This is a genomic window from Micromonospora sp. NPDC049089 (genome assembly GCF_040648775.1).
Taxonomy (GTDB): Bacteria; Actinomycetota; Actinomycetes; order Mycobacteriales; family Micromonosporaceae; genus Micromonospora.
In genome coordinates this window covers 1-23630 of the sequence record NZ_JBEZEH010000103.1, presented here as the reverse complement: position 1 = coordinate 23630, position 23630 = coordinate 1, and the positions used below count along the sequence as shown (strand labels likewise).

The window sequence follows — 23630 nt, the reverse complement described above, 5'->3', positions numbered from 1 at the left end:
TGAGTTAGTCTTAACCAGTCGACGCGGGGTGGAGCAGCTCGGTAGCTCGCTGGGCTCATAACCCAGAGGTCGCAGGTTCAAATCCTGTCCCCGCTACCACTGAAAGTGATACAGGTCCGGCCCCCACAGTGTGGGGGCCGGACCTGTTTGGTGCCGCTGTCAGGAGCGAGGGGCCCGCAGGGGCCGGTACCTCGTCGGCACCGACCCCCGGCGGGTTCTACCGCAGGCCGAAGGCCCGGGTGACGTTCTGGGTGACGCCGCCACCGTTGCGCTGCTTGGCGGTGACCCGGATCGACACGAAGTCTGCCCGGGGCGGCGCGTTCAACGACGCCTGCCAGGTTCCCTTCTTTTCCCGCAGGTCCTGCCGCTGCCAGGTCACCCCGTCGTCGTAGGAGATCTCCAGTTGGAGTGACGACACGGCATCCCGAGCCGCGGTGCTGCCCACCACCACTGGCGTGATCGAGAAGTCGGTTCGGCGCTTCGTCCGACCCGCGAAGTCCACGTCCGTCCCGTAGTCCAGCTGAACCAACGGGATGGCCTGCACCTCGGCGGTGCCGCCGGAGACGAAGCTCCACTCGGTGTGCGTGGCGGTCGAGTACGGGCTGAACTCGGGCTTGCCCGTGGTCTCGACGACCAGCCGGTACGGCAGTTTCTCCGGTGACAGGTCACCTGCGCCGACCTCTGGCCAGCCGTTGAACTGGGTCAGCTGCTTGTCGCCCTGATAGAACGTGGCGATCTGCGACATGCTGGCCCCGCCGCTGTGGGCGGCGCCCGCGTCGCCGAAGCCCTGGATGTAGGCGCTCATGGCGGTCTCACCACGGAACGGGATCTCGGTGCTGAGCATCCGTGGCCGGGTGATGGGCCCGAACCAGCGGTCCTTCTGGACGCTGCCCGGCCGGTAGGCGATGGCCTCCGTGTTGGACCGCGCCCAGTCGGCGACGTCGGCGTACTGCATCCACTTGATGCCGCCGCCCGCGGAGACCCAGTCGGTGCGCGGCCCCGGCGCGACCGGCTCGAACGGGAACGGCCGTGCCGCCGCGTACTCGTACGGCGGGAAGTCCATCCGGGTCTCGCTGGACTGCTTCCCCGGGGGCGGGGAGAAGGTGAGATCGATCCGGGCGAGGTTGCGCGGGTCGGTCTTGGCGGACGGGTCCTTCGGCACCCCGCCCCTGTGGTAATCCACAAGGTCGTACAGGTACTTCGCCCTGGGGTGGGCGACGACAACCAGTCGTAGCGGCTTGCGGCCGGCAGCGATGATGTTCTGGATCAACGCCTCGCCCTCGTCCATGGTCACCGAGGCCACCGGGATCGGTCCGGTCGTCACGGCGTCGGGGTTGCCGTACCACTCGCTTTTGCGGCCCGCGCGGTCGTTGACCACGACGAGCATCGCCGCGCCGGCGGTGTGCGCCGCCGCTGCCTGGTCCGTGGGGGTCACTGAGTCGTTGCCGCGGACGACCACGGCCCTGCCGCGGGCGGCCAGGCCGGCGTAGTCGGCGGTGCCGCCGGCACCCGCGAAGACGGCGTCCAGGCGCGAGGTGCCGTCGGGCAGGGGCGGGGAACCGGGCTGGGCGAGCGGGTCGCTGAGCTGCCGGCCGGGGTAGCTGATGGCCAGCGGCGTCTGCTCGGCGCGGATCCGGGTGGTGAAGACGAAGCTGCCCTTGCGCACCTTGTTCCCGGTCGGCAGGGCCCACAGGCTGTCGTAGGCGGCGCCCGGCCAGAACGTCTCGCGCAGGGCGTTCCAGTCGGCGGGTGTCGGCTCGCTCTCGGTGAAGGAGCGGTAGACGTCGATTCGACTGTTGACGACGGCGGTCGGCTGGGGTGTGGCCACCTTCACCTGGCGGGCCCGCGCGGCGTCGAGTTCCACTACCCGGTTTGTCGTCAGGTCGACCTCCGGAGCGGTCAGCATCGCGAGCCCGAGAGAGCGGGGCCCGTGCAGACCCTCCACGTCCGCCGCCGCGACGACGGTGTAGGAGCCGGGCGTCAGGCGGGCGGTGAGCTTTCCGTCCGGCACCCACATGAAGGCGGAGCCGGTCTCGGCGTTGACGACCTCGACCTCGCCGCTCATGGGCTGGCCGGCGCGGTCCTTCAGGTGGATGGTGAGGTCGTACTTCTTGGACTCGACGGCGACCCCGACGGCCGTGTGCACCTCGCCTGCGGCGAAGCGGGCGGTGACCTGGGCGGAGTACCTGCCGGGGGAGAGGCCGGCCGGGGCCACCACGACGTCGACAGTCGCGCTGGCCCGAGCGGGCACCGTGACGCGGTCGGCGGTTGCTGTGAACGTCTGCGCGGGGGCGGTGCCGTGATCGACGGAGAGCTCCAACGCGATCGGGCCGTCCGTCGTGTTGGTGTAGGTGATCGTCCGCTTGATCGGCTGTGGCGCGCTGCCCCAACCGACGAGTCCGGCGTCCACCGACCCGGACGCGACGATCTGGTCCTGGTGGTAGGCGGCGGCGACGTTCAACCGACCGCTACCGGCCTGGTAGGCGTCGTAGTCGGGCGTGCGGACGCTGGTGCCCATCAGCGCGTCCTTGAGCTGCCGCGCGCTCCAGGTCGGGTGCTTCTGCACCAGCAGGGCGGCCGCCCCGGCGACGTGCGGCGCTGCCATCGAGGTGCCACTGTCGACCCGGTAGTAGCCCTCACCCCAGGGGATGTGCTGCGAGCGTGCCGCCAGCACGTCCACCCCGGGTGCGGTCATGTCGGGCTTGAGGGCCTCGTCGTTCATCCGGGGCCCGACGCTGGAGAAGCCCGCCAGGTGGTCGGAGGTGTCCACCGCGCCGATGGTCAGCGCGGCGTCCGCGGTGCCCGGCGCGCCGAGGGTGTACGGATCTGGTCCGCTGTTGCCGGCGGCCACGACGAAGAGCGCACCCGTCTCGGCGGTCAGCTGGTTGACGGCCTGGCTCAGCGGGTCGTCCTGGGTGTGCCAGGCGCTCACGCCGAGGCTCATGTTGATCACTTTGGCGTGCTCGGCCCGTGCCGCCCACTCCATGCCCGCGATGATCCCCGAGATGGACCCGCTGCCGTACTCGTCGAGAACCTTGCCGATCACCAGGTCGGCGTCGGGGGCCACGCCCCGTTCCTTGCCGCCGGAGGCAGCGCCCGTCCCGGCGACGGTGGACGCGGTGTGCGTGCCGTGCCCGTTCCGGTCGATCACGTCCTGGCCGGCGATGAAGCTTCGGGAGGCCACCACCTGGTCGGCGAGATCCGGGTGCGTGGTGTCCACTCCGCTGTCCAGGACGGCGACCCGGACGCCGCTGCCGGTGCCACCCGCGGCCCACGCCGCGGGCGCGCCGATCTGGGCGGTGGTGTCGGCCAGGGTGGCCTTCGCCTTGCCGTCGAGCCACACCTTGTCGACGCCGGCCGCGAAGGAGGGCGCCGGGGTGGCAGCGCTGCGGCCGGTCGGCGACTGTCCACTGGTGAGGGCCGACCAGAAGTCCGCCGCCTGCGATCGGCGGGTGCGGATCGCCTCACCACGGACGGAGGGCAGCTCCAGCGTGGTCTGCGCGCCCGGCAGCGTGGTGCCGGTCCTGAGCTTCGCCGCACCCGTCGTGCGGGTGACGATCAGGGGAAGGTCGGCGGTCCGCGCGTCGTCGTAGCCCTGGGCGATGAGCTGGGTGACGTCGAACAGCTGCTTGTCGAGTCGACCGGTGGCGAGGTACGGCAACGCCTCGTCCGGGTACACGTAGGTGTCCCGGCCCTCAGTGGAGATGCGTACGGAGCCGGTGGCGCCCGGGGCGCGCTTGACGTCCACCGATTCGGTCGCGCCGTGGACGCCCGGGGTCACCGTCACCCGGTCGCCGGTGATCAGAGTGACCGTGACGGGGGTGCGGTCCGCGTCGCCGCTCGGAGCGGGTCTCGTCGGCGGCGGTGGGGGTGGTGGGGCGCCGTGTGCCGCCGTGGGGGTGAGGAGAGCGGCGACGACTGTGACGCCGACCGCTGCCGCCGCAGATCTTCGGGTGCGAGAGATCCGCGCACTGCCTAAAGAGGTGAGCATGAGGCGAATCCGATCACCTCGAGAGATTCATGTAAAGATCATCATCTTTGCCGGGACGTTGCGAGCGCGTTGCGCACCGGCCGGGGAGCTTCCGCACCATCCGGTCCCGTGATTCGGCGTGGACCGACGTGCCGAGGTTGCGCCCTTCGGCGAGGATGGGCACATGTCTTCATTCGGTAAGTGGTGGGGCCGCCTGAGCGCGGTCTTCGGTGCGGTCGTACTGGCGGTCTTCGTGCCGGTCGCAGCCTGGGCGTCCACAGGCACCGGCGAACTCGTGGTGGAGGCCGCCAAACGGCGAGGCCGCGGTGGCTTCGGGGTGCTCCCGCTGCTCTGCTGCCTGGTGGTGGTCGCGATCGTCGTGTTCCTGGTGTTGCGTCTGATGCGCAACCGCCGGGGTGGCCCGCCGCGCTGACGAGGCCGGGAGACGCCGGAGGGTCACCAGCGGCCGGTTCCGGTCTGGCCGCCGGTGCTCACCGCCGCCAGGGCCGCGATGGCCTGGGACAGGAAACGCGCGGTGGCCTCGCGGGTCCCGTCACGCTTGACGCGGATCCGCTCGGCGGCGGCGACCAGCAGGGTGCGCACCTTGGCGTGTCCCTGGGGTGGCGGCGCCGGCGCCGGCCCGAGCAGGTCGGCGATGCTGGCACCGAACTCGGCGGCACGTCGCTGGGCCGGGTCGGTGATGCTGCCCTCGGCGTAGCGGCGGACCTGGGCGCTGGCGTTCAGCCCACGTTCGTGGCCGAGAACGGCGCCGACCTCACCATTGGTGGTCAGAAAGTTGATCACGTCGGCGACCGTGTCCGGGTGGCGGGTGCCCCGGAATCCCGCCCAGTACATCGACGCCCGTGCCCACTGAGCCCCCGGCGGGCCGGGGAAGCCGACGATGCCCAACTCGGACTCGGTGAGTCGCTGAAGCTCCGGTAGCTGGTGCGACCAGGCGAAGGACGCCGCCGTCGCGCCGCTCACCACCAGTTGCCGGGCCGGCTCGCCGCTGTCGGCCTGCTCGACCAGGGCCGCACTCGGCGTGGCTCGGCTCTGACGGGCCCGCTGCCACAACTCGAACCACGCGATCAGCTCGTCCGCGCCGAAGCCGAGCTGGTTGCCCCGGTAGAACTCGCCGCCCTGCGACCGCAACCAGAGCCAGAGTGCCCGGTAGTCGCCCGAACCGTCCATGGTGCCGGCCACCCGGCGGTCGCTGGCCTCGGTGACCTGCGTGGCCCAGGAGATGTAGTCGGGCCAGGTCATCCCGGCGCGGGGCTCCGGCATCTCCAGCTCCCGCAGCAGGTCCCGGTTGAACACCACCACGGCGTGGGTCTGCCCGGCGGCCACCGCCATCGTCCGCCCCTCCACCGTGCCGTAGCGGATCAGACCCTCCGGCAGGCCCCGAAGATCCAGGCGGTGGTCGGTGAGGTCGAGGATGACCTGACGTTGGGTGTACTCGGTCAGCATGGCGTCGTCGATCTGGATCAGGTCCGGTACGTTCCCGCCACCCGCCTGGGTGGCCAGCCGGTCGTAGTAGCCGTCGGCGCCCTGCCAGGTGACCCGGAAGGTGACCCGGGGGTTGCGATCCGAGTAGAGCCGCAGCGCCTTCTCGGTGAGCTCGGCCCGTTTGGTGCCACCCCACCAGAAGACCGACAGCTCGACGGGCCCGTCCTGGGTCGAGGTGGCGGCGTCGTCACTGCACCCCGCCAGCCCGCCGGACGCGAGCAGAGGTGCGCCGAGCAGCGCGCTGAGCAGTCGGCGCCGACCCGGGTCCGCGCCGAGGCGGTCGAGCGAGGGGCGAACAACGGGCACGGGGCTCTCCTGGACCTACGGGGGTGGCGGTCGGACCATTCACGCAGGCAGCACATGAAGGTGTCAACGTCCGTCCGGTCACCCTCGGCCGGGTGGTCGAATCAGGCCGCGCGATCTCGCGTGGTGTACTAGGGCGCGTGGAACTTCTGCACTCGGGCAAGGTCCGGGACGTCTACGCCGACGGCGACGACCTGATCCTGGTGGCCTCGGATCGCATCTCGATCTACGACGTGGCGCTGCCGACGCCGATCCCGGACAAGGGCCGTCTGCTCACCGCGCTCTCGCTCTGGTGGTTCGAGCAGCTCGCCGACCTCGTGCCGAACCACGTCATCTCGGCCACCGACGTGCCCGCCGAGTTCGCCGGGCGGGCCATCCGCTGCCAGCGGCTGGACATGCTCCCGGTCGAATGCGTCGCCCGCGGTTACCTGACCGGCGGCGGCCTGCGGGAGTACGAGAAGACCGGCGCGGTCTCCGGCGTGGAGCTGCCGCGAGGGCTCGGCGAGGCGTCGATCCTGCCCGAGCCGATTTTCACGCCGTCGAGCAAGGCCCCGGCCGGCGAGCACGACGAGCCCATCACGTACGACGACGTGGTGGACAAGGTGGGTCAGGCCACCGCCGAGCGGCTCCGGCAGATCACCATCGACATCTACCGGCGCGGCGCCGAGCTGGCCGCCGACCGGGGCATCCTGGTCGCCGACACCAAGATCGAGCTGGGTTGGGCGCCGGACGGCACCCTGGTCCTCGCCGACGAACTGCTCACCTCCGACTCGTCGCGGTTCTGGCCGGCCGAGTCGTACCAGCCGGGCCGGGTGCAGTTCTCCTACGACAAGCAGTACGTGCGGGACTGGGCCACCGGCAGCGGCTGGAACAAGCAGGCCCCCGCCCCGGACATGCCGGCCGAGGTGGTCGAGGCGACCCGGGCCCGCTACATCGACGTCTACGAGAAGCTCACCGGCAACCGCTGGGAGTGACCGGCTCACTCGACCCAGTCGAGGGTGCGCTGCACTGCCTTGCGCCACTGGCGCAGCTCTTTCTCGCGCAGGTCCGGAGCCATGGCCGGCTCCCACTGCGCGTCGGAGCGCCACTGCGCCCGCAGTGTCGCCAGGTCCGGCCAGAAGCCGACCGCCAGACCGGCCGCGTACGCGGCACCCAGGCAGGTGGTCTCGGTGATCCGGGAACGGACCACCGGCACGTCGAGCACATCGGCGAGGAACTGCATGAGCAGCCCGTTCGCGGTCATCCCGCCGTCCACCCGGAGACGACGCAGCGCCACGTCAGAGTCGGCGTTCATCGCGTCGACCACCTCGCGGGTCTGCCACGCCGACGCCTCCAGCGCCGCACGCGCCAGGTGTCCCTTGGTGATGTAACCGGTCAGGCCAGCGATGACCCCGCGGGCGTCGCTGCGCCAGTGCGGGGCGAACAGCCCTGAGAACGCCGGCACCACGTAGCAGCCGCCGTTGTCGTCCACGGTGCGGGCCAACTCCTCCACCTCGGCGGCCGTGGAGATCAGCCCGAGGTTGTCCCGCAGCCACTGCACCAGCGAGCCGGTGACCGCGATGGCGCCTTCTAGGGCGTACGCCGGTGGTTGGTCCTTGATCCGGTAGGCGACGGTGGTGAGCAGACCGTGCGTCGACGGGACCGGGGTGGCGCCGGTGTTGAGCAGCAGGAAGCTGCCGGTGCCGTAGGTGCATTTCGCCTCACCCGGCTGGAAGCAGGTCTGCCCGAACAGGGCGGCCTGCTGGTCGCCGAGCGCACTCGCCACCGGCACCCCGGCGAGCACCCCCCTCGCCGTGCCGTACACCTCGGCGGAGCAGCGGATCTCCGGCAGCATCGCCGCCGGAACACCCATCGCGTCCAGCAGATCCGGCGCCCAGTCGAGGGTCGTGAGGTCCATCAGCATGGTCCGGCTGGCGTTGGTCACGTCGGTGACGTGCTCGCCGGTCAGCTTCCAGATCAGCCAGCTGTCCATGGTGCCGAAGAGCACCTCGCCGCGGTCGGCACGCTCACGCAGGCCCTCGACCTCGTCGAGCAGCCAGCGCAGCTTCGGCCCGGCGAAGTAGGTGGCCAGCGGCAGGCCCGTGCGGGCCCGGAACCGCTCCTCGCCGTACGCCGACGCAAGCTCGCGCAGCAGCGGCCCCGTCCGGGTGTCCTGCCAGACGATGGCGTTGGCCACCGGGCGGCCGGTGGCCCGGTCCCAGACGACAGTGGTCTCCCGCTGGTTGGTGATGCCGACAGCGGCCAGCCCGGACGCGTCGGTGCCGGCGGCCCGCAGCGCCTCGGCGACCACCTGCTCGACGTTGTCCCAGATCTCCTCGGCGTCGTGCTCCACCCACCCCGGTCGGGGGAAGATCTGCCGGTGTTCGCGCTGGGCCACGGCGACGATGTCCCCGGCACGGTCGAAGACGATGCACCGCGAGGAAGTGGTGCCCTGGTCGATGGCGGCGACGTACTGGGGGGTCACCGCAGCACCGTACCCGGACGGCGGCGCGGCGCGACAGGCGTCACGGCGGGTTCCGGCCCGCTGCCGTCGGCGGCCGTCGGCTTCCCCTACGATGTGCGAACGTGCGCGACATCGCAGTTTTCAGTGGAACCGCCCATCCCGACCTGGCTGCCGAGATCTGCGCCCACCTGGGGGTGCCGCTGCACCCGGTGCGGGTCTCCCGGTTCGCGAACGACTGTCTGGAAGTCCAGTTGCAGGCCAACTGCCGGGAGCGGGACGTCTTCCTGATCCAGCCGTTGGTGCCGCCGGTGCAGGAGCACCTGGTCGAGCTGCTGCTGATGATCGACGCCGCCCGGGGTGCCTCCGCCGGTCGGATCACCGTGGTGCTGCCGCACTACGCGTACGCCCGCTCGGACAAGAAGGACGCCCCACGGATCTCGATCGGCGCGCGGCTCGTCGCTGACCTTCTCACCTCGGCCGGGGCGGACCGGGTGCTTGCGATGACCCTGCACTCGCCGCAGGTGCACGGCTTCTTCAGCGTTCCGGTGGATCACCTGCACGCGCTGCGGGAACTGGCCACCCACTTCCGGCGCTACGACCTCAGCAACACCGTGGTGGTCTCGCCCGACCTGGGCAACGCCAAGGAGGCCGCAGCCTTCGCCCGGCTGCTCGGCACTCCGGTCGCGGCCGGGGCGAAGCAGCGGTTCAGCGACGACCTGGTCAAGATCAGCGCGGTGATCGGCGACGTGACCGACCGCGATGTCATCGTGCTGGACGACGAGATCGCCAAGGGCAGCACGGTGGTCGAGCTGATGGAGCATCTGCGCGGCCTGAAGGTCCGGTCGATCCGGCTCGCCTGCACGCACGGCCTCTTCTCCGGCGACGCGTTGCAGCGGCTCAGCGACCAGGACGGCGTCCTGGAGATCGTCTGCACCAACACGGTGCCCATCCCGGCCGCCAAGCGGGTCCCCAAGCTGCAGGTTTTGTCGGTGGCTCCCGCCCTGGCCGAGGCGACGCGCCGAATCCACAACGGAGAATCCGTCTCCGCCCTCTTCGCCTGACCGCCCCGCGCACCTTGCGCCCTGCCCCGCGCGCGTTGCGCCCTGCCCCGTGCCGTACCTGCCTCCGCCGATCTTGCAGTTTCGGTTGTCGAAAAGCGTGGATGCCACGGATGTCGGGACAGTAAGCGCAAGATCGCGGCCAGACCCGGTGGATCATGGAGTTATGGTGCCTGGTTCGGCGTCATACGAGAGCTTTGTCCCCCACCACAACTCCATGATCGACGGAGCGGGCCGGGGCAGGGCGGGGCGGACCGGGGCGGGCCGGGGCGGGCCGGGGCGTGGTGAGGCCGGGGCGGTCGGGCCGGGGGTGGGGCGGGTCGGGTTAGTGCGGGGTGTGGTTGTGACTGGTTAGGCCGGTGGTTATGCGGACGGTGGTGCCGGCGGTGCCGGTGACCACCTCCATCGCGTCGGTCAGCTCGCGGGCCAGCCACAGGCCCCAGCCGCCGGCGGTGTCCGGGGCGGGCCGACTGCGGTCGCCCAGTCGTTGTGGGCTGATCCCGTGCCCGTGATCGGCGACCTCGCAGACCAACGCACCCGACTCGTGCCAGAGTCGCAGCCAGCCGCGCCCGCCGCCGTGCCGCACCGCGTTGGTGATCAATTCGTTGATCGCGAGCACGAAGTCGTCCAGCCGTTGGCCGCTGAGGCCGGAGGCATGCGCGCAGGAGGTGACCGAGTGTCGAATCTCGGTCACCTGGGCCTGGTCAAAGGCTTCGGCGATCAGGAGGGCAGGTTCGATGGGCACAACCGTACGCGGTGCGTGCGGATCTGCGTTTGTCATGGGCCCGTCCCGGCGGCACATCTCGGAGTAATTCGCGGCTTTTCCACCGTACGTCAGGGTTTCCTGAACCGCACTCGCTGCTTGCCGTGTGCCGGCCCGGTTGTGGCATCCTGACCGCCATGCCGTCGCCGCCGGGTGGGTTCGAGGTGCCGCTGTGGCGTGCGCTCACCGTGTTCAGACTGGCCTCCCTGGCGTACGTCTGCGTGCTCGCGGTGCGCGACGCCGACCGGTACGCCCACCCGTACGCCGTCGGTGCCCTGATCCTTTTGATGATCGCCTGGACGGGCGCGACAGCGGTCGGGTACGCCCGGCCGGCCTGGCGGCGCTGGCCGCTGCTGCTGGCCGACCTCGGGGTGGTGGTGGCCATCGTGCTGGCCACCCCGTGGGTGGTCGGCCGGACGGCGCTCGCCCACGGCGTACCCACCCTGGGGGTGGCCTGGATGGCCGGCCCGGTGCTGGCCTGGGCCGTCTCCGGTGGCCGGCGGCGGGGCACCGTCGCCGCGCTGCTGGTCGCCGGCGCGGACCTGGCCACCCGGGAGCGCATCGGTCAGTCCTCGTTCACCGGGGTGATCCTGATGCTGCTCGCCGGGGTGGTGGTCGGGCACGTGGCCCGGCTCGCGGTGAGCGCCGAGGAGCGGTTGCAGCGCGCGGTGGAGCTGGAGGCCGCCACCCGGGAGCGGGAGCGGCTGGCCCGGGACATCCACGACTCGGTGCTCCAGGTGCTGGCGCTGGTGCAGCGGCGCGGCGCCGACCTGCCCGGGGAGGCCGGCGAGCTGGCCCGACTGGCCGGTGAGCAGGAGGTTGCTCTGCGGGCGCTGATCGCCGGGGCCGGCCCGGCCGCCGCGAGCCTCCCGGACGGCGGCGAGGCGGTGGACCTGCGGACCCTGCTCGGCCGGTACGCCTCGGCGGCGGTGGCGCTCTCCGCCCCGGCCAGCCCGGTGCCGCTGCCCCGACGGGTGGCCGCGGAGTTGGCCGCCGCGACCGGCGCGGCCCTGGACAACGTGGGGCGGCACGCCGGCGGGCGGGCCTGGGTGTTGATCGAGGACGAGGGGGCGACGGTGACCGTGTCGATCCGCGACGAGGGGCCGGGCATTCCGGATGGCCGGCTGGACGAGGCGGCCGCCCAGGGTCGGCTCGGCGTGACCCAGTCGATCCGGGGACGGGTGGTCGACGTGGGCGGCACCGTGCGGATCGTGTCCGCCCCCGAGGCGGGCACCGAGATCGAGCTGAGCGTGCCGAGGTGACGGCGGCGAACCCGGTCCGGGTGATGGTGGTGGACGACCATCCGATGTGGCGGGAGGGCGTGGCCCGCGACCTGACCGAGGCCGGTTTCCTGGTGGTGGCGACCAGCGGCGAGGGACGACAGGCCATCCGCGTGGCCGCCGCCGCCCGGCCCGACGTCGTCGTCCTCGACCTGCAGCTACCCGACATCTCCGGCGTCGAGGTGATCCTGGGGTTGCGCGCGGCGCTGCCCGCCGTACGGGTGCTGATGCTCAGCGCCAGCGGCGAACAGCAGAGCGTGCTGGACGCGGTGAAGGCCGGGGCCACCGGTTATCTGGTGAAGTCGACAGCGCCCGCCGAGTTCCTGGAGGCGGTGCACCGCACCGCTGCCGGCGACGCGGTCTTCACTCCGGGCCTGGCCGGGCTGGTGCTCGGCGAGTACCGCCGGCTGGCCGCCGGACCGGGGCGGGGGACCGGCCCGGCCGGCGTTGCCGAACCCGCGACGCCCCAGCTCACCGAACGGGAGACGGAGGTGCTGCGGCTGGTGGCGAAGGGGATGTCGTACAAGCAGATCGCCCAGCGGCTCGGCCTGTCGCACCGCACCGTGCAGAACCACGTGCAGAACACCCTGGGCAAGCTGCAACTGCACAACCGGGTCGAGCTGACCCGGTACGCCATCGAACGCGGTCTGGACGACTGAGCGGACGTCAGACCGAGCGGGGCGGCTCCGTCTCGTGGATGGCCAGCTCCTCGGCGGTGGCCCCGCCCCCGGCCGATCCGGCGTCGTACGCCACCGAGTCGGTCTCCTGGTCGGTGTGCGCCCCCTCGTCGGGTTCCACCAGCCGGCCCACCGTGGCGTCGGCAACGGTGCCGAGCTGACCGTGGTCGTAGAGGGAGACCGGTGAGTTCGGGTCCGAGGTCGGCCCGGGATCCATCACGTCGGCGTCCAGCTGAGCCTCCGCCGCGGCTTCCAGGTTGTCCGCCTCGAAGGCGATCTTCGGGTCGATGGTGCCGGCCAGTGGGTCGTCCGCCGGGCGCTCGTAGACCTCGCGGTCGAGCTTGTAGTCCAACGACTCACCGTCGAGCTGCTCCTCGGCGGTCGTGCCGAACCGGTCCACCGCCACCGGCGTCCGGTCGCCGGGGAGTTGGGCCGGGTCCGGGCCGTCCGCCTCGCGCCCGGTGAGGACGTCGTCGTTGGCGGTCGAGTCGTCATCGGCGGTGTCGGGCAGCCCTTGCGCCTCGGTGTCGGACACGGGGGTCGGGTACTCGTTGTCGCGCATGTCTGATCACTACCCGCTGCCCTGCCGCCGTAACCGGGCGGCAGTCGACGGTACGGCGCCGAATCGGGCGCCGACGGCGAAAGCCCCGTCAGGCGGCCTCGTCGTCGGGGTGCAGCACACACCAGACGACCTTGCCGTCCGGTACGGCAGTGCTGCCCCAGCGGCGGGTCACCGTGTCGATCAGCAGCAGTCCCCGACCGCCGGCCCGGTCTGGTGGGGACATCCCGGCGAACGTCGGCTGACGCGGGGAGTGGTCGCGAACCGCCAGGTGCAGGGTGGTCTCCCGGGGCGCCAGCCGAACCGTCATCGGGGTCCGGGCGTGCGCCACCACGTTGTTGACCATCTCGGTGATCGCGATGCACGCCGGGTCGGTGAGCGTCGGCATGCCCCAGCGCTCGCAACCGGTGCTGACCAACTCGCGTGCCTGCCTGGCGGCTCCCACCGCCGGAACCAGCTCGGCGCTGAGGACCGCCGCCAGTGGTGTCGCCGCCACAGCGGCCAAGGCCCCGTCGAGCGTCGGCCAGGCCGGCACACCGTCGAGCGCGGCGTCCGGGTGGGCGGGCCCGTCGACCGCCGGATCACACAGCAGCAGATCCGCGGCGGGCCAGTCGGCGACCTCCCGGCGGACCTCGGCGAAGACGCTCCGCCCGGCCGGGTCGACGACCCGCAGACCGGTGACGTCGGCCACCACCGGGCCGGGCCGGTCGGCCAGGCGGGCGAGCAGCGCGCCGCGTACCTCCTCGGCGCTGGCGGCCTCGAGCACACCGGTCAGCCGGACCACCGCTGACGAGTCGTCGATTTCCACGAGACAGCTCGACATGATCGCCCCATTGTGCGCGCCGGTGACGGTCAGCGCATTCGGGCGCTCGACATCCGCCATCAGCGGTCCGACCGGGAACGGCGGTTGATGGCGGCCAGGGTGCCGACAGCGGTGCCGGCGGCGGCCAGACCGAACGCGGCGGTCATCCGCGCCAACTGTCGCCGCCGACCGTGCCAGCCACCGTCCTGGCGCGCCTGGGCATCGGGGTGGAACACGTTGCCGCTGCTGTCCACCCGGGCGCCCGGGCCGAACTGGGTCCGGTGGGCGTACCAGCCGAGGGTGCGCTCGACCAGCGCGGGCGCCAGCCGCCACTGGAGGCCGATCAGCCGGGCGGCGCCGCCGGCGTACGCCTCGCGGCGAGGCCGGCGCAGCAGCCGGACGATGGTCTCGGCCACCACCTCCGGCGGGTAGATCGGAGGAGGTGGCACCAGCTCCCGGCCGCTGTGGTTGCCGGTGTGCCGGAAGAACGGGGTGTCGATCGTGGCCGGCAGCACGGTGCAGACGGAGATGTGACCGCGACCGGTGACCCGCAGCTCCTGTCGGACGGTGTCGGCCAGCCCACGGATGCCGTGCTTGGTGGCGTTGTACGCCGACTGGTACGGCATTGCCACCTCGGCCAGCACCGAGGCGTTGTTGACAAGCACACCGCCACCGGCGGCACCCAGGTAGGGCAGGGCCGCCTTGATGCCGTGCACCGTCCCGAGCAGGTTGACCTCCAGCACCCGGCGGAACTCGGCGACCGGGATCTCGTCGAACAGCCCCACCGCGCTCACCGCGGCGTTGTTCACCCAGGCGTCGATCCGGCCGAACTCGGCCGCCGCCTGGTCGGCCAGCCGCCGCACCGACTCCAACTCGGTGACGTCGGTCGGTACGACCAGCGCCCGGCCGCCCAACTCCCGGCAGCGCTGCGCGACCTTGAGCAGGGCCGGCTCGCTGCGGGCGGCCAGCACGACGGCGGCACCACGGCGGGCCAGCGCGTACGCGGTCGCCGTGCCGATCCCGCTGGACGCACCGGTGATCACCACTGTCGAATCGGCGAGACTGCGGGTCAGCGGCATTTCTGAGCGGTACCCCCGGCCGGGCCTGGTCACACCGACGACGGCTTGTCGATCATCGTCGAAGTGCTGTCGCGTGTCGCGTGTGCTTGCCGTGGCGCAAGTGTCGGTGGCACTCGCGGGGACTCTTCCTGATCTGCCAGGTTTCGGCTCAGCGTCGCGGGGTTAATGGGACGCTCTGACCGGGAGGACCACCGCCGAGGAAAGATCGCAGGGAGGTGACCCATGCGCGTCGGCCTCGTCTGCGCGCACGCCAGTTCCTACCGCCACGCCGACGGCCCGCCGGTAGGCACCCGACAGCACACCGCGAGGGTCGCCGCCGAGCTGGCCGAACGAGGCCATGACGTCCGGCTCTACGTGCGTCGGGACGACCCGACGCTGCCGGCGACGATGAACGTCGACGGCTACCAGGTGCACCAGGTGCCCGCCGGCCCGCCCACCCCACTGCCCACCGCCGAGCTGATCCCGTACGTGACGGAGGTCGGCCGCTGGCTGGCCGACGAGTGGTCGGGGTCCTGGCGGCCCGAGGTGGTGCACGGGCACTACTGGGTCGGTGGCCTGGCCGCCGCGCACGCCGTCCGGGAGACCGACATTCCGGTGGTGCAGACGTTCCACTCGCTCGGCATCGAGCAGCTGCGTCACCTGGGTGGTCACTACGACGGGCCGGGCCAGCGGATCACGCTGGAGCGCGCGTTGACCCGGGCCGTCGACATCGCCGTGGCCCAGTCCAACGACGAGGTCGACGAGCTGACCCGGATGGGTCTGCAACGCAGCTCGGTCGCGTTGGTGCCGGCCGGCGTCGACATCGACCTGTTCCATCCCGACGGCGAGGCGGCACCGCGCGAACAGCGGTCCCGGATCCTCTCGGTGGGCTCGCTGGCCGCCGGGCACGGCCAGGAGGACCTGATCCGGGCGATGCGGCTGGTCGGTGACGCCGAGCTGGTGATCGCCGGCGGGCCGCCGGCCGACCAGTTGGTCAATCACGCCGAGGCGCGACGGCTGCGCGAGTTGGCCGAACAGCTCGGCGTCGTCGACCAGGTACGGCTCGTCGGGGCGGTGCCGCACGACCAGATGGCCACCTGGTACCGGTCGGCGGACGTGGTCGCCTGCACGCCGCACTACTCCTCGGCCGGACGGGTCTCGCTGGAGGCGATGGCCTGCGGTGTGCCGGTGATCGGCTACGCGATGGGCGGTCTGGCGGACGCCGTCGTCGACGAGGTCACCGGCCGCCTGGTGCCCCCCGGTGACGTACGGGCACTCGGAGTGTCGCTGCGCCGGCTGCTCGGCGACAACGCCGGTCGGTTCGCGTACGGGCACGCCGCTGTGGACCGGGTGCGCAGCAGCTACACCTGGGAGCGGACCGCCGGTGCGCTGGAGCGCCTCTACGAACGGGTGGTGAGCCGGCGCAAGCCGGTCGAGGCGTGAGTCGGCGGTGCTGCGGGACCTCGACCGTGGTGCGGTGCCGGACGGTCAGCCCGGCTGGCCGGCACCGACCATGGCGGGGTCCCGACGGCGTGTCACCGAACGGTGCTGCTGCGGTTCGGCGTACCGGGTCAGGCCGATGACCGCGGCCAGGGTCACCAAAAAGCCGACCGCGGCCAGCCACTCCCGCCCCGGCCAGATCTTGTCGTTGAGCAGCAGCAGGCCGACGATCGCGGCCGGCACCGCGCCGGCGGCGTCCATCGCGGCGACCGCGGCGGTCGTCGAGCCGCGCTGCATGGCCAGACCGAGCAGCAGCTGACCCACTATCGAGTGGGCGATCAGCAGGTAGAACAGCGGGTCGGCGAGGAACGCCTCGGCGGACGGCGCGGATGCCAGTGGCCGGGCGGCGACAGCGGCCGAGCTGAACGCCAGCCCGGCGAGTGAGCCGAGGGCCACCGAACCCGGCGCCCCGTGCAGCCGGACGGCGAAGAAGCCGAGCACCGCTATCACGCCCAGTGCCACCAGCAGGGCGATCGAGCCGGCGGTGCCGAGTTGCTTCGACGGCGCCGGCCGGGCGGACAGCACCAGCGCGGTGATCCCCGCGAAGAGCAGCGCCAGCAGCACCACCTCCGCCGCCGGCAGCCGCCACTTCAACACCAGCACCCCGAGGATGGCGGTCACCCCGAGCCCGGCGGCCACGCTCGCCTGCACGAGGAACAGCGGCAGGTCCCTCCGGGCCAGGAAGGCGAGCACGAAACCGGCGATCTGACAGCCGAGACCGACCAGGTACGTCCGGTGCCCGGCGAGGCGCAGAAGCAGGCCCGGATCGAAGGTGTGGTGGACGGTGGTGCGGGCCGCCGCCACCGACTGGAGCAGATTGGCGAAGCCGTACGCGACGATCATCGCCGCGAGGAAGCACCAACCGGAGGAGACCACCTGGCGAGGATAGAGGTTGCCGGGGGTCAGCGCTCGGCTGGTCGGTTGAGGCGCACGAGGATGTCGGCGTGCAGCACACCGTTGGTGGCGACCACGCTGCTGTCGGTGCCCGGAGCCCCGGCGGGAGCCGGTTGTCCGGCCAGATCCGTGACCGTGCCACCCGCCTCCGTGACGATCGGCACCAGCGCCGCCACGTCCCACAGTGACAACTCCGGCTCGACCATCACGTCCAGTGCCCCCTCGGCCAACAGCATGTAGCCGTAGAAGTCGCCGTACGCCCGGTTGCGCCAGCTGTCCCGCATCAGGTCGAGCACCGCGTCGAGCCGCCCGGCTTCCTCCCACCCGTTCAACGACGAGTAGCAGAAGCTGGCATCCGCCACCCCGCGCACCGCGGACACGCCGATCCGCTCACCGGCCGTGGGGCCCGGCCCGGCGTACGCGCCCGCGCCCGCGCTGGCCCACCAACGTCGTCCGAGCGCTGGTGCGGACACCACGCCGACCGCCGGCCGGTCGCCGTCGTAGAGCGCGATCAGGGTGGCCCAGATCGGCACGCCACGGACGAAGTTCTTGGTGCCGTCGATCGGGTCGATGATCCACCGGCGGCCGTTCGGGTCGGCGGACGGCTGCGCGCCGAACTCCTCACCGAGCAGCCCGTCGGCCGGTCGCTGCTCGGCCAGCAGGGCGCGGATCTCCCGCTCCACAGCGGTGTCCGCGTCGGAGACCGGGGTCAGGTCGGGCTTCGCCTCGACGCGCAGGTCGAGCGCACGAAACCGGGCCGTGGAGATGGCGTCGGCCCGGTCGGCGAGCAGGTGGGCGAGGGCGAGGTCGTCGGCGTACCCGGTCATTCCGGCAACCTAGCCCACGCCCGTCGCGTCACTCGTCGGGGCCGCGCCGGTCATCCTCGCCGGGGCCGCGCTGGTCGCTGTCGCCGCGCGAGTCGCCCTCGCCGGCCCGAGAGGCGAGCAACCGACGGTACGAGGCCAGCCGGCGCGGGTCGGCCTTACCGGCGGCCACCCAGGCGTCCAGCCCACACTCGGCCTCGTCGGCCGTGTGGGGGCAGTTCGGTGGGCAGTCGACGGTGCCCTCGACCAGGTCCGGAAAGCCGTGCAGCAGGCTGTCGGCCGAGACGTGCGCCAACCCGAAGCTGCGGATCCCGGGGGTGTCGATGATCCAACCCGGGTCGGTGTCGATTCCGGGCACCGGTGGCAACCGCAGCGCCACCGCGCTGGTCGAGGTGTGCCGGCCCCGGCCGATCGCGCTGACCACGCCGACCGCCCGCAGCGCGTCCGGAACGAGGCGGTTGACCAGCGTCGACTTGCCCACGCCGGAGTGCCCGACCAGCACCGACACCTTGCCGCTGAGCAGCGCGCGGAGCGCGTCGAGGTCAGAGTCGGGGCGGTTGAGCACGTACGGCAGCTCCAGCTCGGTGTAGTAGCCGAGCACCTCCTCCGGCCCGGCCAGGTCGGCCTTCGTGAGGCAGAGCAAGGGCTCGACGTCCGCGTCGTACGCGGCCACCAGGCAGCGGTCGATGAACCCGGTGCGCGGCGGTGGGTCGGCCAACGCGCTCACGATCACCAACTGGTCCGCGTTGGCCACCACGACCCGTTCCAGCCGACCCTCGGCGGTGGTCTCGTCGTCGTCGGCGGTGCGGCGCAGCACCGAGCGACGTTCGGCGATCCGGACGATGCGGGCGAGCGCGCCCTCCGCGCCGGACGTGTCGCCGACCAGGCTGACCCGGTCACCGACCACCACCGACTTGCGGCCCAACTCGCGGGCCCGCATCGCGGTGACAGTGGGCAGCTCGGCGCCGACCACGCCGCGTTCGGCCCCGGAGAGCACACAGGTGTAGCGCCCTCTGTCGACGGCGATGACGAACCCGTCGACCGCGTCGGCGTGCTGCGGGCGGGTGCGCGTACGTGGGCGCGACGACTTTCCGGGCCGGACCCGCACGTCGTCCTCGTCGTACTCCCGCCGTTTGGTCGCCAGGACCTGTCCTCTTCTCGCGTCAGCTCTTGCCGGTCACCATCGCTGACCATAGTGCCGGGAACTCGGGCATGGTCTTGGAGGTACACCCCACGTCGTCCACCTCGATGCCCGGAACGGCGAGCCCGGCCACTGCGGCGGCGTGCGCCATGCGGTGATCGTGGTAGGTGCGGAAGACGCCGCCGCGCAGCGGTCGGGGCCGGATCTCCAACCCGTCAGGTGTTTCGGTGATGTCCGCTCCGAGCCCGCCGAACTCGCGCGCGAGCGCGGCGAGCCGGTCGGTCTCGTGGCCGCGGATGTGCCCGACGCCGGTGAAGACCGACGGCGAGTCGGCCAGCATGGCCAGCGCGGTCAGCACGAGGGTCAGCTCGCCGACGTCGGAGAGGTCGGCGGTCAGACCGTGCACCACGCCGGTGCCACGGACGGTCAGCCCGTTGGTGGAGAGGGTGACCTCGCCGCCCATCCGCTGCAGCAGCGAGCGGAGCTTCTCGACCGGCTGCGCGCTGCTGTGCGGCCAGCCCTGCAAGGTGACCTCGCCGCCGGTGACCAGTGCGGCGGCGAAGAACGGCACGGCGCCGGAGAGGTCCGGTTCGATGTCCCAGCCGCGTCCGGTGAGTGGGCCGGGCTCGACGGCCCAGACATCGGGGGTGCTGTCGTCGACCGCCGCGCCGGCGGCCCGCAGCATCTGCACCGTCATCCGAAGATGCGGCGCGGAGGGCACCGGCCGCCCGACGTGGCGGACCACGACGCCCCGGTCGAAGCGCGGGGCGGCCAGCAACAGCCCGGAGACGAGTTGGCTGGATGCGGACGCGTCGATCACGACCTCGCCGCCGGTGACCCGGCCGGTGCCGAGCACTGTCAGCGGCAGGCTGCCCGTGCCGGTGACGTCGATCCGGACGCCCAGCGAGCGCAGCGCGTCGACCAGCGGGCCGAGTGGGCGGGTGCGTACGTACGGGTCACCGTCGAAGGTGACCTGCCCGTCGGCAAGGCCCGCCACCGGTGGCACGAACCGCATCACGGTGCCGGCCAGCCCGACGTCGACGTGGGCGGGGCCGGCCAGCGGGTGCGGTCGGACCAGCCAGCGCTCGTCGTCGCTGATCGAGACGTGCGCGCCCATCGCCCGCAGGCCTGCGGCCATCAACTCGGTGTCACGGGCGCGCAGTGGACGGGCCAGCGTCGACGGGCCGGCGGCCAGCGCGCTGAGCACCAGGGCCCGGGCAGTCATCGATTTGGAACCGGGCAGGCGCAGCGTCGCCGCCACCGGGTCGGATGCGGTCGGTGCGGTCCACGGCTGCGGCGGCCGGGTCGCGGTCAGGTTGCCCACCGTTACATTCTGCCGTGTCGGCGGGCGGGCGGCGGTACCCGGCGTTCGTACTCCCGGTTGGCGGGACAGCCGACAGGGCCTCCGACGCGTTAGCGTGTGCCCCATGTGCGGCAGGTACGCGACGACCCGGAGCTCCGGCGAGCTGAGCGCGCTGTTCGAGTCCTCCGACGACTCCGACGGCCTGGTTCGGGCGGACCACAACGTCGCGCCGACCGACCCGGTGCCGCTGGTCCGGGTCAGCCCGGAGGGGCACCGCAGCCTCTGCGTCGGCCGCTGGGGTCTGCTGCCGCACTGGTCCCGGTCCCCGTCGGGAGCCGCCCGGATGATCAACGCGCGGGCGGAGACGGTGGCCACCAGCCGGGCGTACGCCGGTTCCTTCTCCCGTCGCCGTTGCCTGGTCCCGGCCGACGGCTGGTACGAGTGGGTCCGGCTGCCCGACGGCGCGCGACAGGCGTACTTCATGACCCCCCGGGACGGCTCGGTGCTCGCGCTGGCCGGCATCTGGTCGGTCTGGGAGTCCGACGCCGAGACCCGGCTCACCTTCAGCGTGCTGACCACCACGGCGCTCGGCGACCTGGCCGAGGTGCACGACCGGATGCCGGTGCTGCTGCCACCTGAGCGGTGGTCGTCGTGGCTCGCGCCGACCGAGGAGCCGGGGCGGCTGCTCACCGAGGCGTCGGCGGAGCAGTTGGCGGGGTTGGAGATCCGGCCGGTGGGTGCGGCGGTGGGGGACGTTCGTAACGACGGGCCGCAGCTGACCGCGCGGGTGGCGGTGGCGCCGACGGTGTCACCGCAGGAGCTGACCCTGTTCTGACGCTGCGGCGCATAGTCGGCCGCCGATTTGCCAGGCTTCGCGCGATTCGTCTCCTGGCTGTTCAGTCATGTTCCCGGCAGACCCTTGTCCCGAGGTTGCGAAGTGCGATAGAACACAGCGCCGGTAGTGGCTGTCGGTCCGCACGGGGCGGACGACGTCCACAGCTTTTGCCGGTCCCACGGGGGAGGTGGGCGGATGACACGGGCACGTATGCCGCGCCCGCACGAGGTGGCAGCGGCGCGGCGAGATCCGCGACTGCTGCGGGCCGTGCGAGAACGGCGACAGGACGACGCGTGGCGCACCAGAGGAACCTGCCAGAGCGTCGATCCAGAGACATTCTTTCCGGCACCGAACGAGCCGGCGGACGCCGCCGTCGCGCTGTGTCGCAGCTGTGATGTGCAGGGGTCCTGCCTGGCGTGGGCCCTCGACGTCGGTGACTGCCACGGCGTGTGGGGCGGCACCACGCCGCGGGAACGACGGGCGATGCTGGTCGCCTGGCGCGGCGAGGTCGAACCTGATCCGGACGCCATCGACGACGCCGGCCCGCCGGTGCGCGATCGCCTGCTCGCCCTGGTCCCGCTGAGCTGATCGGCGGCCCGGTTCGCACCCGACACCCGTCCGGCGGCGCAGAATAGGTCGGTGCCAGCCAGCAACGAGATCGACACCCCGCGCGGCCCGGCGTGGATCGACACCGACCTGCCGGTCCGCCCGGCCACCGCCCTGCTCGTCCTCGGGCACGGCGCGGGCGGCAGCGTCGACGCACCCGACCTGCTCGCGGTCCGGGACGCGTCGGTGGCGGCCGGCCTGGCCGTGGTCCGGGTGACGCAGCCGTACCGGGTCGCCGGTCGACGTGCGCCGGCACCGGCAGGTCACCTCGACGAGGCCTGGACGGCGGTGCTCGCCGAGCTGCGCGCCCGGCACGCCGACGTGCCGACGGTGGTGGTCGGTGGGCGTTCCAGCGGCGCACGGGTGGCCTGTCGGACGGCCCGTGCGGTGGGCGCGGTGGGCGTGGTCGCACTGGCCTTTCCACTGCACCCGCCCGGCCGGCCGGAACGCTCGCGCGCCGACGAGCTGGGCACCGGCCTGCCGACGTTGGTCGTCAACGGCGACCGGGATCCGTTCGGGACGCCGGAGCCGGGACCGGCCGTGCAGGTGGTGAGTCGTCCCGGTGAGACGCACGACCTGCGCCGCGATCCGGCCGGCACCGCCGCCGTCGTGCGCGACTGGCTGTCCGCCCAGGGCTGGGCGGCCGGCTGACCCGTCGCGCCCGGCTCGCCGGGTCGACCGTTTCCGGCGCGGGCACGGGTCGTTGCATCCGTTGGTGCCGCCGGCCCGAGCAGGGCCGGTGACACCAGTCCTCCCAGGCCCTTCCTGGTCCCAGCGCCGGCCGCCGTCGGGGCCGGGACCAGGAACGGGGAGGGGCGGCCGGAATGCCCCAGTGGTCATCTCGCGTTACTACCCCCGGACGACTTTTCTGCGAGGGGGGTGACCGGTGCCAACCGAGACACGAAGCCTGGAACGGGACGAGCGGGACGCCCGGCAGCTGAAGCGGCTGCTGGACGGCCCGGAATGGCCCGCGACAGCGGGACCGGGCGGGGTGGGTGCGGTGAGCACGGGCACACCGGCCGGAAGTGAATCTGCGGGCAGGTCCGTGCGCGTATCCTCGGCGGGAAAGCATCCGACGCGAGGGGATGTGCGGTTGACCACCGAGAAGACGGACGAGCGCAGGGCCCGATTCGAGCGGGACGCGATGCCATTCGTCGATCAGCTCTACGCTGCTGGGCTGCGGATGACACGCAACCCGGCGGATGCCGAGGACCTGGTCCAGGAGACGTACCTGAAGGCGTACGCGGCCTTCCACCAGTTCGAGCAGGGCACGAACCTCAAGGCCTGGCTCTACCGGATCCTGACCAACACCTACATCAACTCCTACCGCAAGCGGCAGCGCCAGCCGATCCAGGCGCCCACCGAGGAGATCACCGACTGGCAGCTCGCCGAGGCCGAGTCGCACACCTCCAGCGGGTTGCGCTCGGCCGAGACCGAGGCACTGGACCGGCTGCCGGACAGTGACGTCAAGGAGGCCCTCCAGCAGTTGCCGGAGGAGTTCCGCCTGGCCGTCTATCTCACCGATGTCGAGGGCTTCTCCTACAAGGAGGTCGCGGACATCATGGGCACGCCGATCGGCACCGTGATGTCGCGTCTGCACCGGGGCCGTCGTAATCTGCGCAAGCTGCTCGAGCGTTACGCGGGCGAGCGGGGCTTCAGTGCGGCCCGCTCGGCGAAGGGCTCGACCGCCGCTGCCGGCCGGGAGGTGTGACGTGAGCTGTGGGGAGCCGCACGAGACGGACTGCCGCGAAGTGCTCGCGGAGGTCTATCTCTACCTGGATCTGGAGTGCGCCGACGAGCGTCGCTCGCTGATCCGGCACCACCTGGACGAGTGCGGGCCCTGCCTGCGCGAGTACGGGCTGGAGCAGGAGGTGCGGGCGCTGGTGGCGCGTTGCTGTGGCAACGAGACCGCGCCGGATGAGCTGCGTGAGCGGCTGCGGGTCAAGCTCACCGAGCTGGTGGTCTTCGAGACCAGCGACTCCCGTGAGCTGGCCGACTGATCGTCTGAGGAGGCCGACCGAGCGTCGGCACCAGCTGGCAAGACCGGTGGTGATCGAGGGGAGAACATGGTCGATCAACACGGACAAGATGCCGCCTAAGCTGCCCGT

The 23630-nt window shown here is 72.1% G+C and carries 22 protein-coding genes and 1 tRNA gene; 12 read left to right on the top strand and 11 right to left on the bottom strand.

The features are described from left to right. Positions 1-22 precede the first annotated feature (22 nt). Positions 23-99, top strand: a tRNA-Met gene (locus tag AB0B48_RS18890). A gap of 118 nt (positions 100-217) precedes the next feature. On the opposite strand, the gene AB0B48_RS18885 is transcribed toward AB0B48_RS18890, so the two are convergent. Then, the gene (locus tag AB0B48_RS18885) at positions 218-3991 is read right to left on the bottom strand and encodes a S8 family serine peptidase (RefSeq protein WP_357203020.1); all 3774 of its coding nucleotides are present in this window, start codon (positions 3989-3991) and stop codon (positions 218-220) included. Between the two features lie 163 nt (positions 3992-4154). Here AB0B48_RS18885 and AB0B48_RS18880 point away from each other — a divergent pair, with 163 nt between their 5' ends. Continuing rightward, entirely contained in the window at positions 4155-4403 is a 249-nt protein-coding gene (locus AB0B48_RS18880; RefSeq protein ID WP_357203017.1) for a hypothetical protein, read from the top strand. Between the two features lie 23 nt (positions 4404-4426). Here the strand turns inward: AB0B48_RS18880 and AB0B48_RS18875 are convergent, their stop codons facing one another. Further along, on the bottom strand, positions 4427-5782 hold the full coding sequence (locus tag AB0B48_RS18875) for an extracellular solute-binding protein (protein WP_357203014.1): 1356 nt from the start codon (positions 5780-5782) through the stop codon (positions 4427-4429). 137 nt (positions 5783-5919) lie between these two features. On the opposite strand from AB0B48_RS18875, the gene AB0B48_RS18870 reads away from it, so the two are divergent. After that, positions 5920-6753 carry a phosphoribosylaminoimidazolesuccinocarboxamide synthase gene (locus AB0B48_RS18870; RefSeq protein WP_355008173.1) on the top strand — a complete coding sequence of 278 codons (834 nt, stop codon included), beginning with the start codon at positions 5920-5922 and terminating at the stop codon, positions 6751-6753. A gap of 5 nt (positions 6754-6758) precedes the next feature. Here AB0B48_RS18870 and glpK read toward each other — a convergent pair whose 3' ends face one another. Next, positions 6759-8243 carry a glycerol kinase GlpK gene (glpK, locus tag AB0B48_RS18865; protein WP_357203011.1) on the bottom strand — a complete coding sequence of 495 codons (1485 nt, stop codon included), beginning with the start codon at positions 8241-8243 and terminating at the stop codon, positions 6759-6761. 101 nt (positions 8244-8344) lie between these two features. Here glpK and AB0B48_RS18860 point away from each other — a divergent pair, with 101 nt between their 5' ends. Beyond that, the gene (locus tag AB0B48_RS18860) at positions 8345-9283 is read left to right on the top strand and encodes a ribose-phosphate pyrophosphokinase (RefSeq protein ID WP_091406120.1); all 939 of its coding nucleotides are present in this window, start codon (positions 8345-8347) and stop codon (positions 9281-9283) included. 322 nt (positions 9284-9605) lie between these two features. Here AB0B48_RS18860 and AB0B48_RS18855 read toward each other — a convergent pair whose 3' ends face one another. Then, the gene (locus tag AB0B48_RS18855; RefSeq protein WP_357203008.1) at positions 9606-10061 is read right to left on the bottom strand and encodes an ATP-binding protein; all 456 of its coding nucleotides are present in this window, start codon (positions 10059-10061) and stop codon (positions 9606-9608) included. A 119-nt stretch (positions 10062-10180) separates the two neighbouring features. On the opposite strand from AB0B48_RS18855, the gene AB0B48_RS18850 reads away from it, so the two are divergent. Together AB0B48_RS18850 and AB0B48_RS18845 are read left to right on the top strand one after the other, a co-directional pair. Further along, positions 10181-11305 (top strand): DUF5931 domain-containing protein, encoded by a 1125-nt coding sequence (locus AB0B48_RS18850; protein ID WP_357203006.1) that lies wholly within the window; start codon positions 10181-10183, stop codon positions 11303-11305. A gap of 23 nt (positions 11306-11328) precedes the next feature. Continuing rightward, positions 11329-11982 (top strand): response regulator transcription factor, encoded by a 654-nt coding sequence (locus AB0B48_RS18845; protein ID WP_357203023.1) that lies wholly within the window; start codon positions 11329-11331, stop codon positions 11980-11982. Positions 11983-11989: 7 nt separating this feature from the next. On the opposite strand, the gene AB0B48_RS18840 is transcribed toward AB0B48_RS18845, so the two are convergent. From AB0B48_RS18840 to AB0B48_RS18830, 3 genes are all read right to left on the bottom strand, one after another. Further along, on the bottom strand, positions 11990-12562 hold the full coding sequence (locus AB0B48_RS18840) for a DUF5709 domain-containing protein (RefSeq protein WP_099848385.1): 573 nt from the start codon (positions 12560-12562) through the stop codon (positions 11990-11992). Positions 12563-12650: 88 nt separating this feature from the next. Next, entirely contained in the window at positions 12651-13442 is a 792-nt protein-coding gene (locus tag AB0B48_RS18835; RefSeq protein ID WP_357203002.1) for an ATP-binding protein, read from the bottom strand. After that, positions 13442-14440 (bottom strand): SDR family oxidoreductase, encoded by a 999-nt coding sequence (locus AB0B48_RS18830; protein ID WP_357202999.1) that lies wholly within the window; start codon positions 14438-14440, stop codon positions 13442-13444. Before AB0B48_RS18830 ends, AB0B48_RS18835 begins: the two co-directional genes overlap by 1 nt. Before the next feature lie 222 nt (positions 14441-14662). Here AB0B48_RS18830 and AB0B48_RS18825 point away from each other — a divergent pair, with 222 nt between their 5' ends. Continuing rightward, complete coding sequence (locus AB0B48_RS18825) at positions 14663-15862, top strand: glycosyltransferase (RefSeq protein ID WP_355008166.1); 1200 nt, start codon at positions 14663-14665, stop codon at positions 15860-15862. A 45-nt stretch (positions 15863-15907) separates the two neighbouring features. On the opposite strand, the gene AB0B48_RS18820 is transcribed toward AB0B48_RS18825, so the two are convergent. Genes AB0B48_RS18820 through aroA form a run of 4 tightly spaced genes read right to left on the bottom strand, consistent with a single transcriptional unit; the run spans position 15908 to position 20102 of the window. Beyond that, positions 15908-16795 (bottom strand): hypothetical protein, encoded by an 888-nt coding sequence (locus AB0B48_RS18820; RefSeq protein WP_357202996.1) that lies wholly within the window; start codon positions 16793-16795, stop codon positions 15908-15910. Positions 16796-16821: 26 nt separating this feature from the next. Beyond that, complete coding sequence (gene hisN / locus AB0B48_RS18815) at positions 16822-17640, bottom strand: histidinol-phosphatase (RefSeq protein ID WP_357202993.1); 819 nt, start codon at positions 17638-17640, stop codon at positions 16822-16824. Between the two features lie 28 nt (positions 17641-17668). Continuing rightward, positions 17669-18745 (bottom strand): ribosome small subunit-dependent GTPase A, encoded by a 1077-nt coding sequence (gene rsgA / locus AB0B48_RS18810; RefSeq protein ID WP_355008164.1) that lies wholly within the window; start codon positions 18743-18745, stop codon positions 17669-17671. A 55-nt stretch (positions 18746-18800) separates the two neighbouring features. Then, the gene (gene aroA, locus AB0B48_RS18805) at positions 18801-20102 is read right to left on the bottom strand and encodes a 3-phosphoshikimate 1-carboxyvinyltransferase (RefSeq protein WP_357202989.1); all 1302 of its coding nucleotides are present in this window, start codon (positions 20100-20102) and stop codon (positions 18801-18803) included. Positions 20103-20205: 103 nt separating this feature from the next. On the opposite strand from aroA, the gene AB0B48_RS18800 reads away from it, so the two are divergent. The 5 genes from AB0B48_RS18800 (at position 20206) to rsrA (ending at position 23522) form a co-directional block, all read left to right on the top strand. Then, positions 20206-20916: an SOS response-associated peptidase gene (locus AB0B48_RS18800; RefSeq protein WP_357202986.1), complete on the top strand. Its 711-nt coding sequence runs from the start codon at positions 20206-20208 to the stop codon at positions 20914-20916. 195 nt (positions 20917-21111) lie between these two features. Further along, a complete protein-coding gene (locus AB0B48_RS18795) occupies positions 21112-21504 on the top strand; it encodes a WhiB family transcriptional regulator (RefSeq protein ID WP_091406097.1) in 393 nt (130 codons plus the stop codon). Between the two features lie 51 nt (positions 21505-21555). Next, a complete protein-coding gene (locus AB0B48_RS18790) occupies positions 21556-22173 on the top strand; it encodes an alpha/beta family hydrolase (RefSeq protein WP_357202983.1) in 618 nt (205 codons plus the stop codon). Positions 22174-22408: 235 nt separating this feature from the next. Continuing rightward, complete coding sequence (locus AB0B48_RS18785; RefSeq protein WP_112583674.1) at positions 22409-23233, top strand: sigma-70 family RNA polymerase sigma factor; 825 nt, start codon at positions 22409-22411, stop codon at positions 23231-23233. 1 nt (position 23234) lies between these two features. Beyond that, the gene (rsrA, locus tag AB0B48_RS18780; RefSeq protein ID WP_030336658.1) at positions 23235-23522 is read left to right on the top strand and encodes a mycothiol system anti-sigma-R factor; all 288 of its coding nucleotides are present in this window, start codon (positions 23235-23237) and stop codon (positions 23520-23522) included. The last annotated feature ends 108 nt before the right edge of the window (positions 23523-23630 follow it).

What these genes read in the sequence shown, in the direction of transcription:
- AB0B48_RS18885 (WP_357203020.1), bottom strand. Translation starts at nt 3,991, where the DNA reads ATGCTCACCTCTTTAGGCAGTGCGCGGATCTCTCGCACCCGAAGATCT.
- AB0B48_RS18880 (WP_357203017.1), top strand. Translation starts at nt 4,155, where the DNA reads ATGTCTTCATTCGGTAAGTGGTGGGGCCGCCTGAGCGCGGTCTTCGGT.
- AB0B48_RS18855 (WP_357203008.1), bottom strand. Translation starts at nt 10,061, where the DNA reads ATGACAAACGCAGATCCGCACGCACCGCGTACGGTTGTGCCCATCGAA.
- AB0B48_RS18850 (WP_357203006.1), top strand. Translation starts at nt 10,181, where the DNA reads ATGCCGTCGCCGCCGGGTGGGTTCGAGGTGCCGCTGTGGCGTGCGCTC.
- AB0B48_RS18845 (WP_357203023.1), top strand. Translation starts at nt 11,329, where the DNA reads ATGGTGGTGGACGACCATCCGATGTGGCGGGAGGGCGTGGCCCGCGAC.
- AB0B48_RS18840 (WP_099848385.1), bottom strand. Translation starts at nt 12,562, where the DNA reads ATGCGCGACAACGAGTACCCGACCCCCGTGTCCGACACCGAGGCGCAA.
- AB0B48_RS18835 (WP_357203002.1), bottom strand. Translation starts at nt 13,442, where the DNA reads ATGGCGGATGTCGAGCGCCCGAATGCGCTGACCGTCACCGGCGCGCAC.
- AB0B48_RS18830 (WP_357202999.1), bottom strand. Translation starts at nt 14,440, where the DNA reads ATGCCGCTGACCCGCAGTCTCGCCGATTCGACAGTGGTGATCACCGGT.
- AB0B48_RS18825 (WP_355008166.1), top strand. Translation starts at nt 14,663, where the DNA reads ATGCGCGTCGGCCTCGTCTGCGCGCACGCCAGTTCCTACCGCCACGCC.
- hisN (WP_357202993.1), bottom strand. Translation starts at nt 17,640, where the DNA reads ATGACCGGGTACGCCGACGACCTCGCCCTCGCCCACCTGCTCGCCGAC.
- AB0B48_RS18800 (WP_357202986.1), top strand. Translation starts at nt 20,206, where the DNA reads ATGTGCGGCAGGTACGCGACGACCCGGAGCTCCGGCGAGCTGAGCGCG.
- AB0B48_RS18795 (WP_091406097.1), top strand. Translation starts at nt 21,112, where the DNA reads ATGACACGGGCACGTATGCCGCGCCCGCACGAGGTGGCAGCGGCGCGG.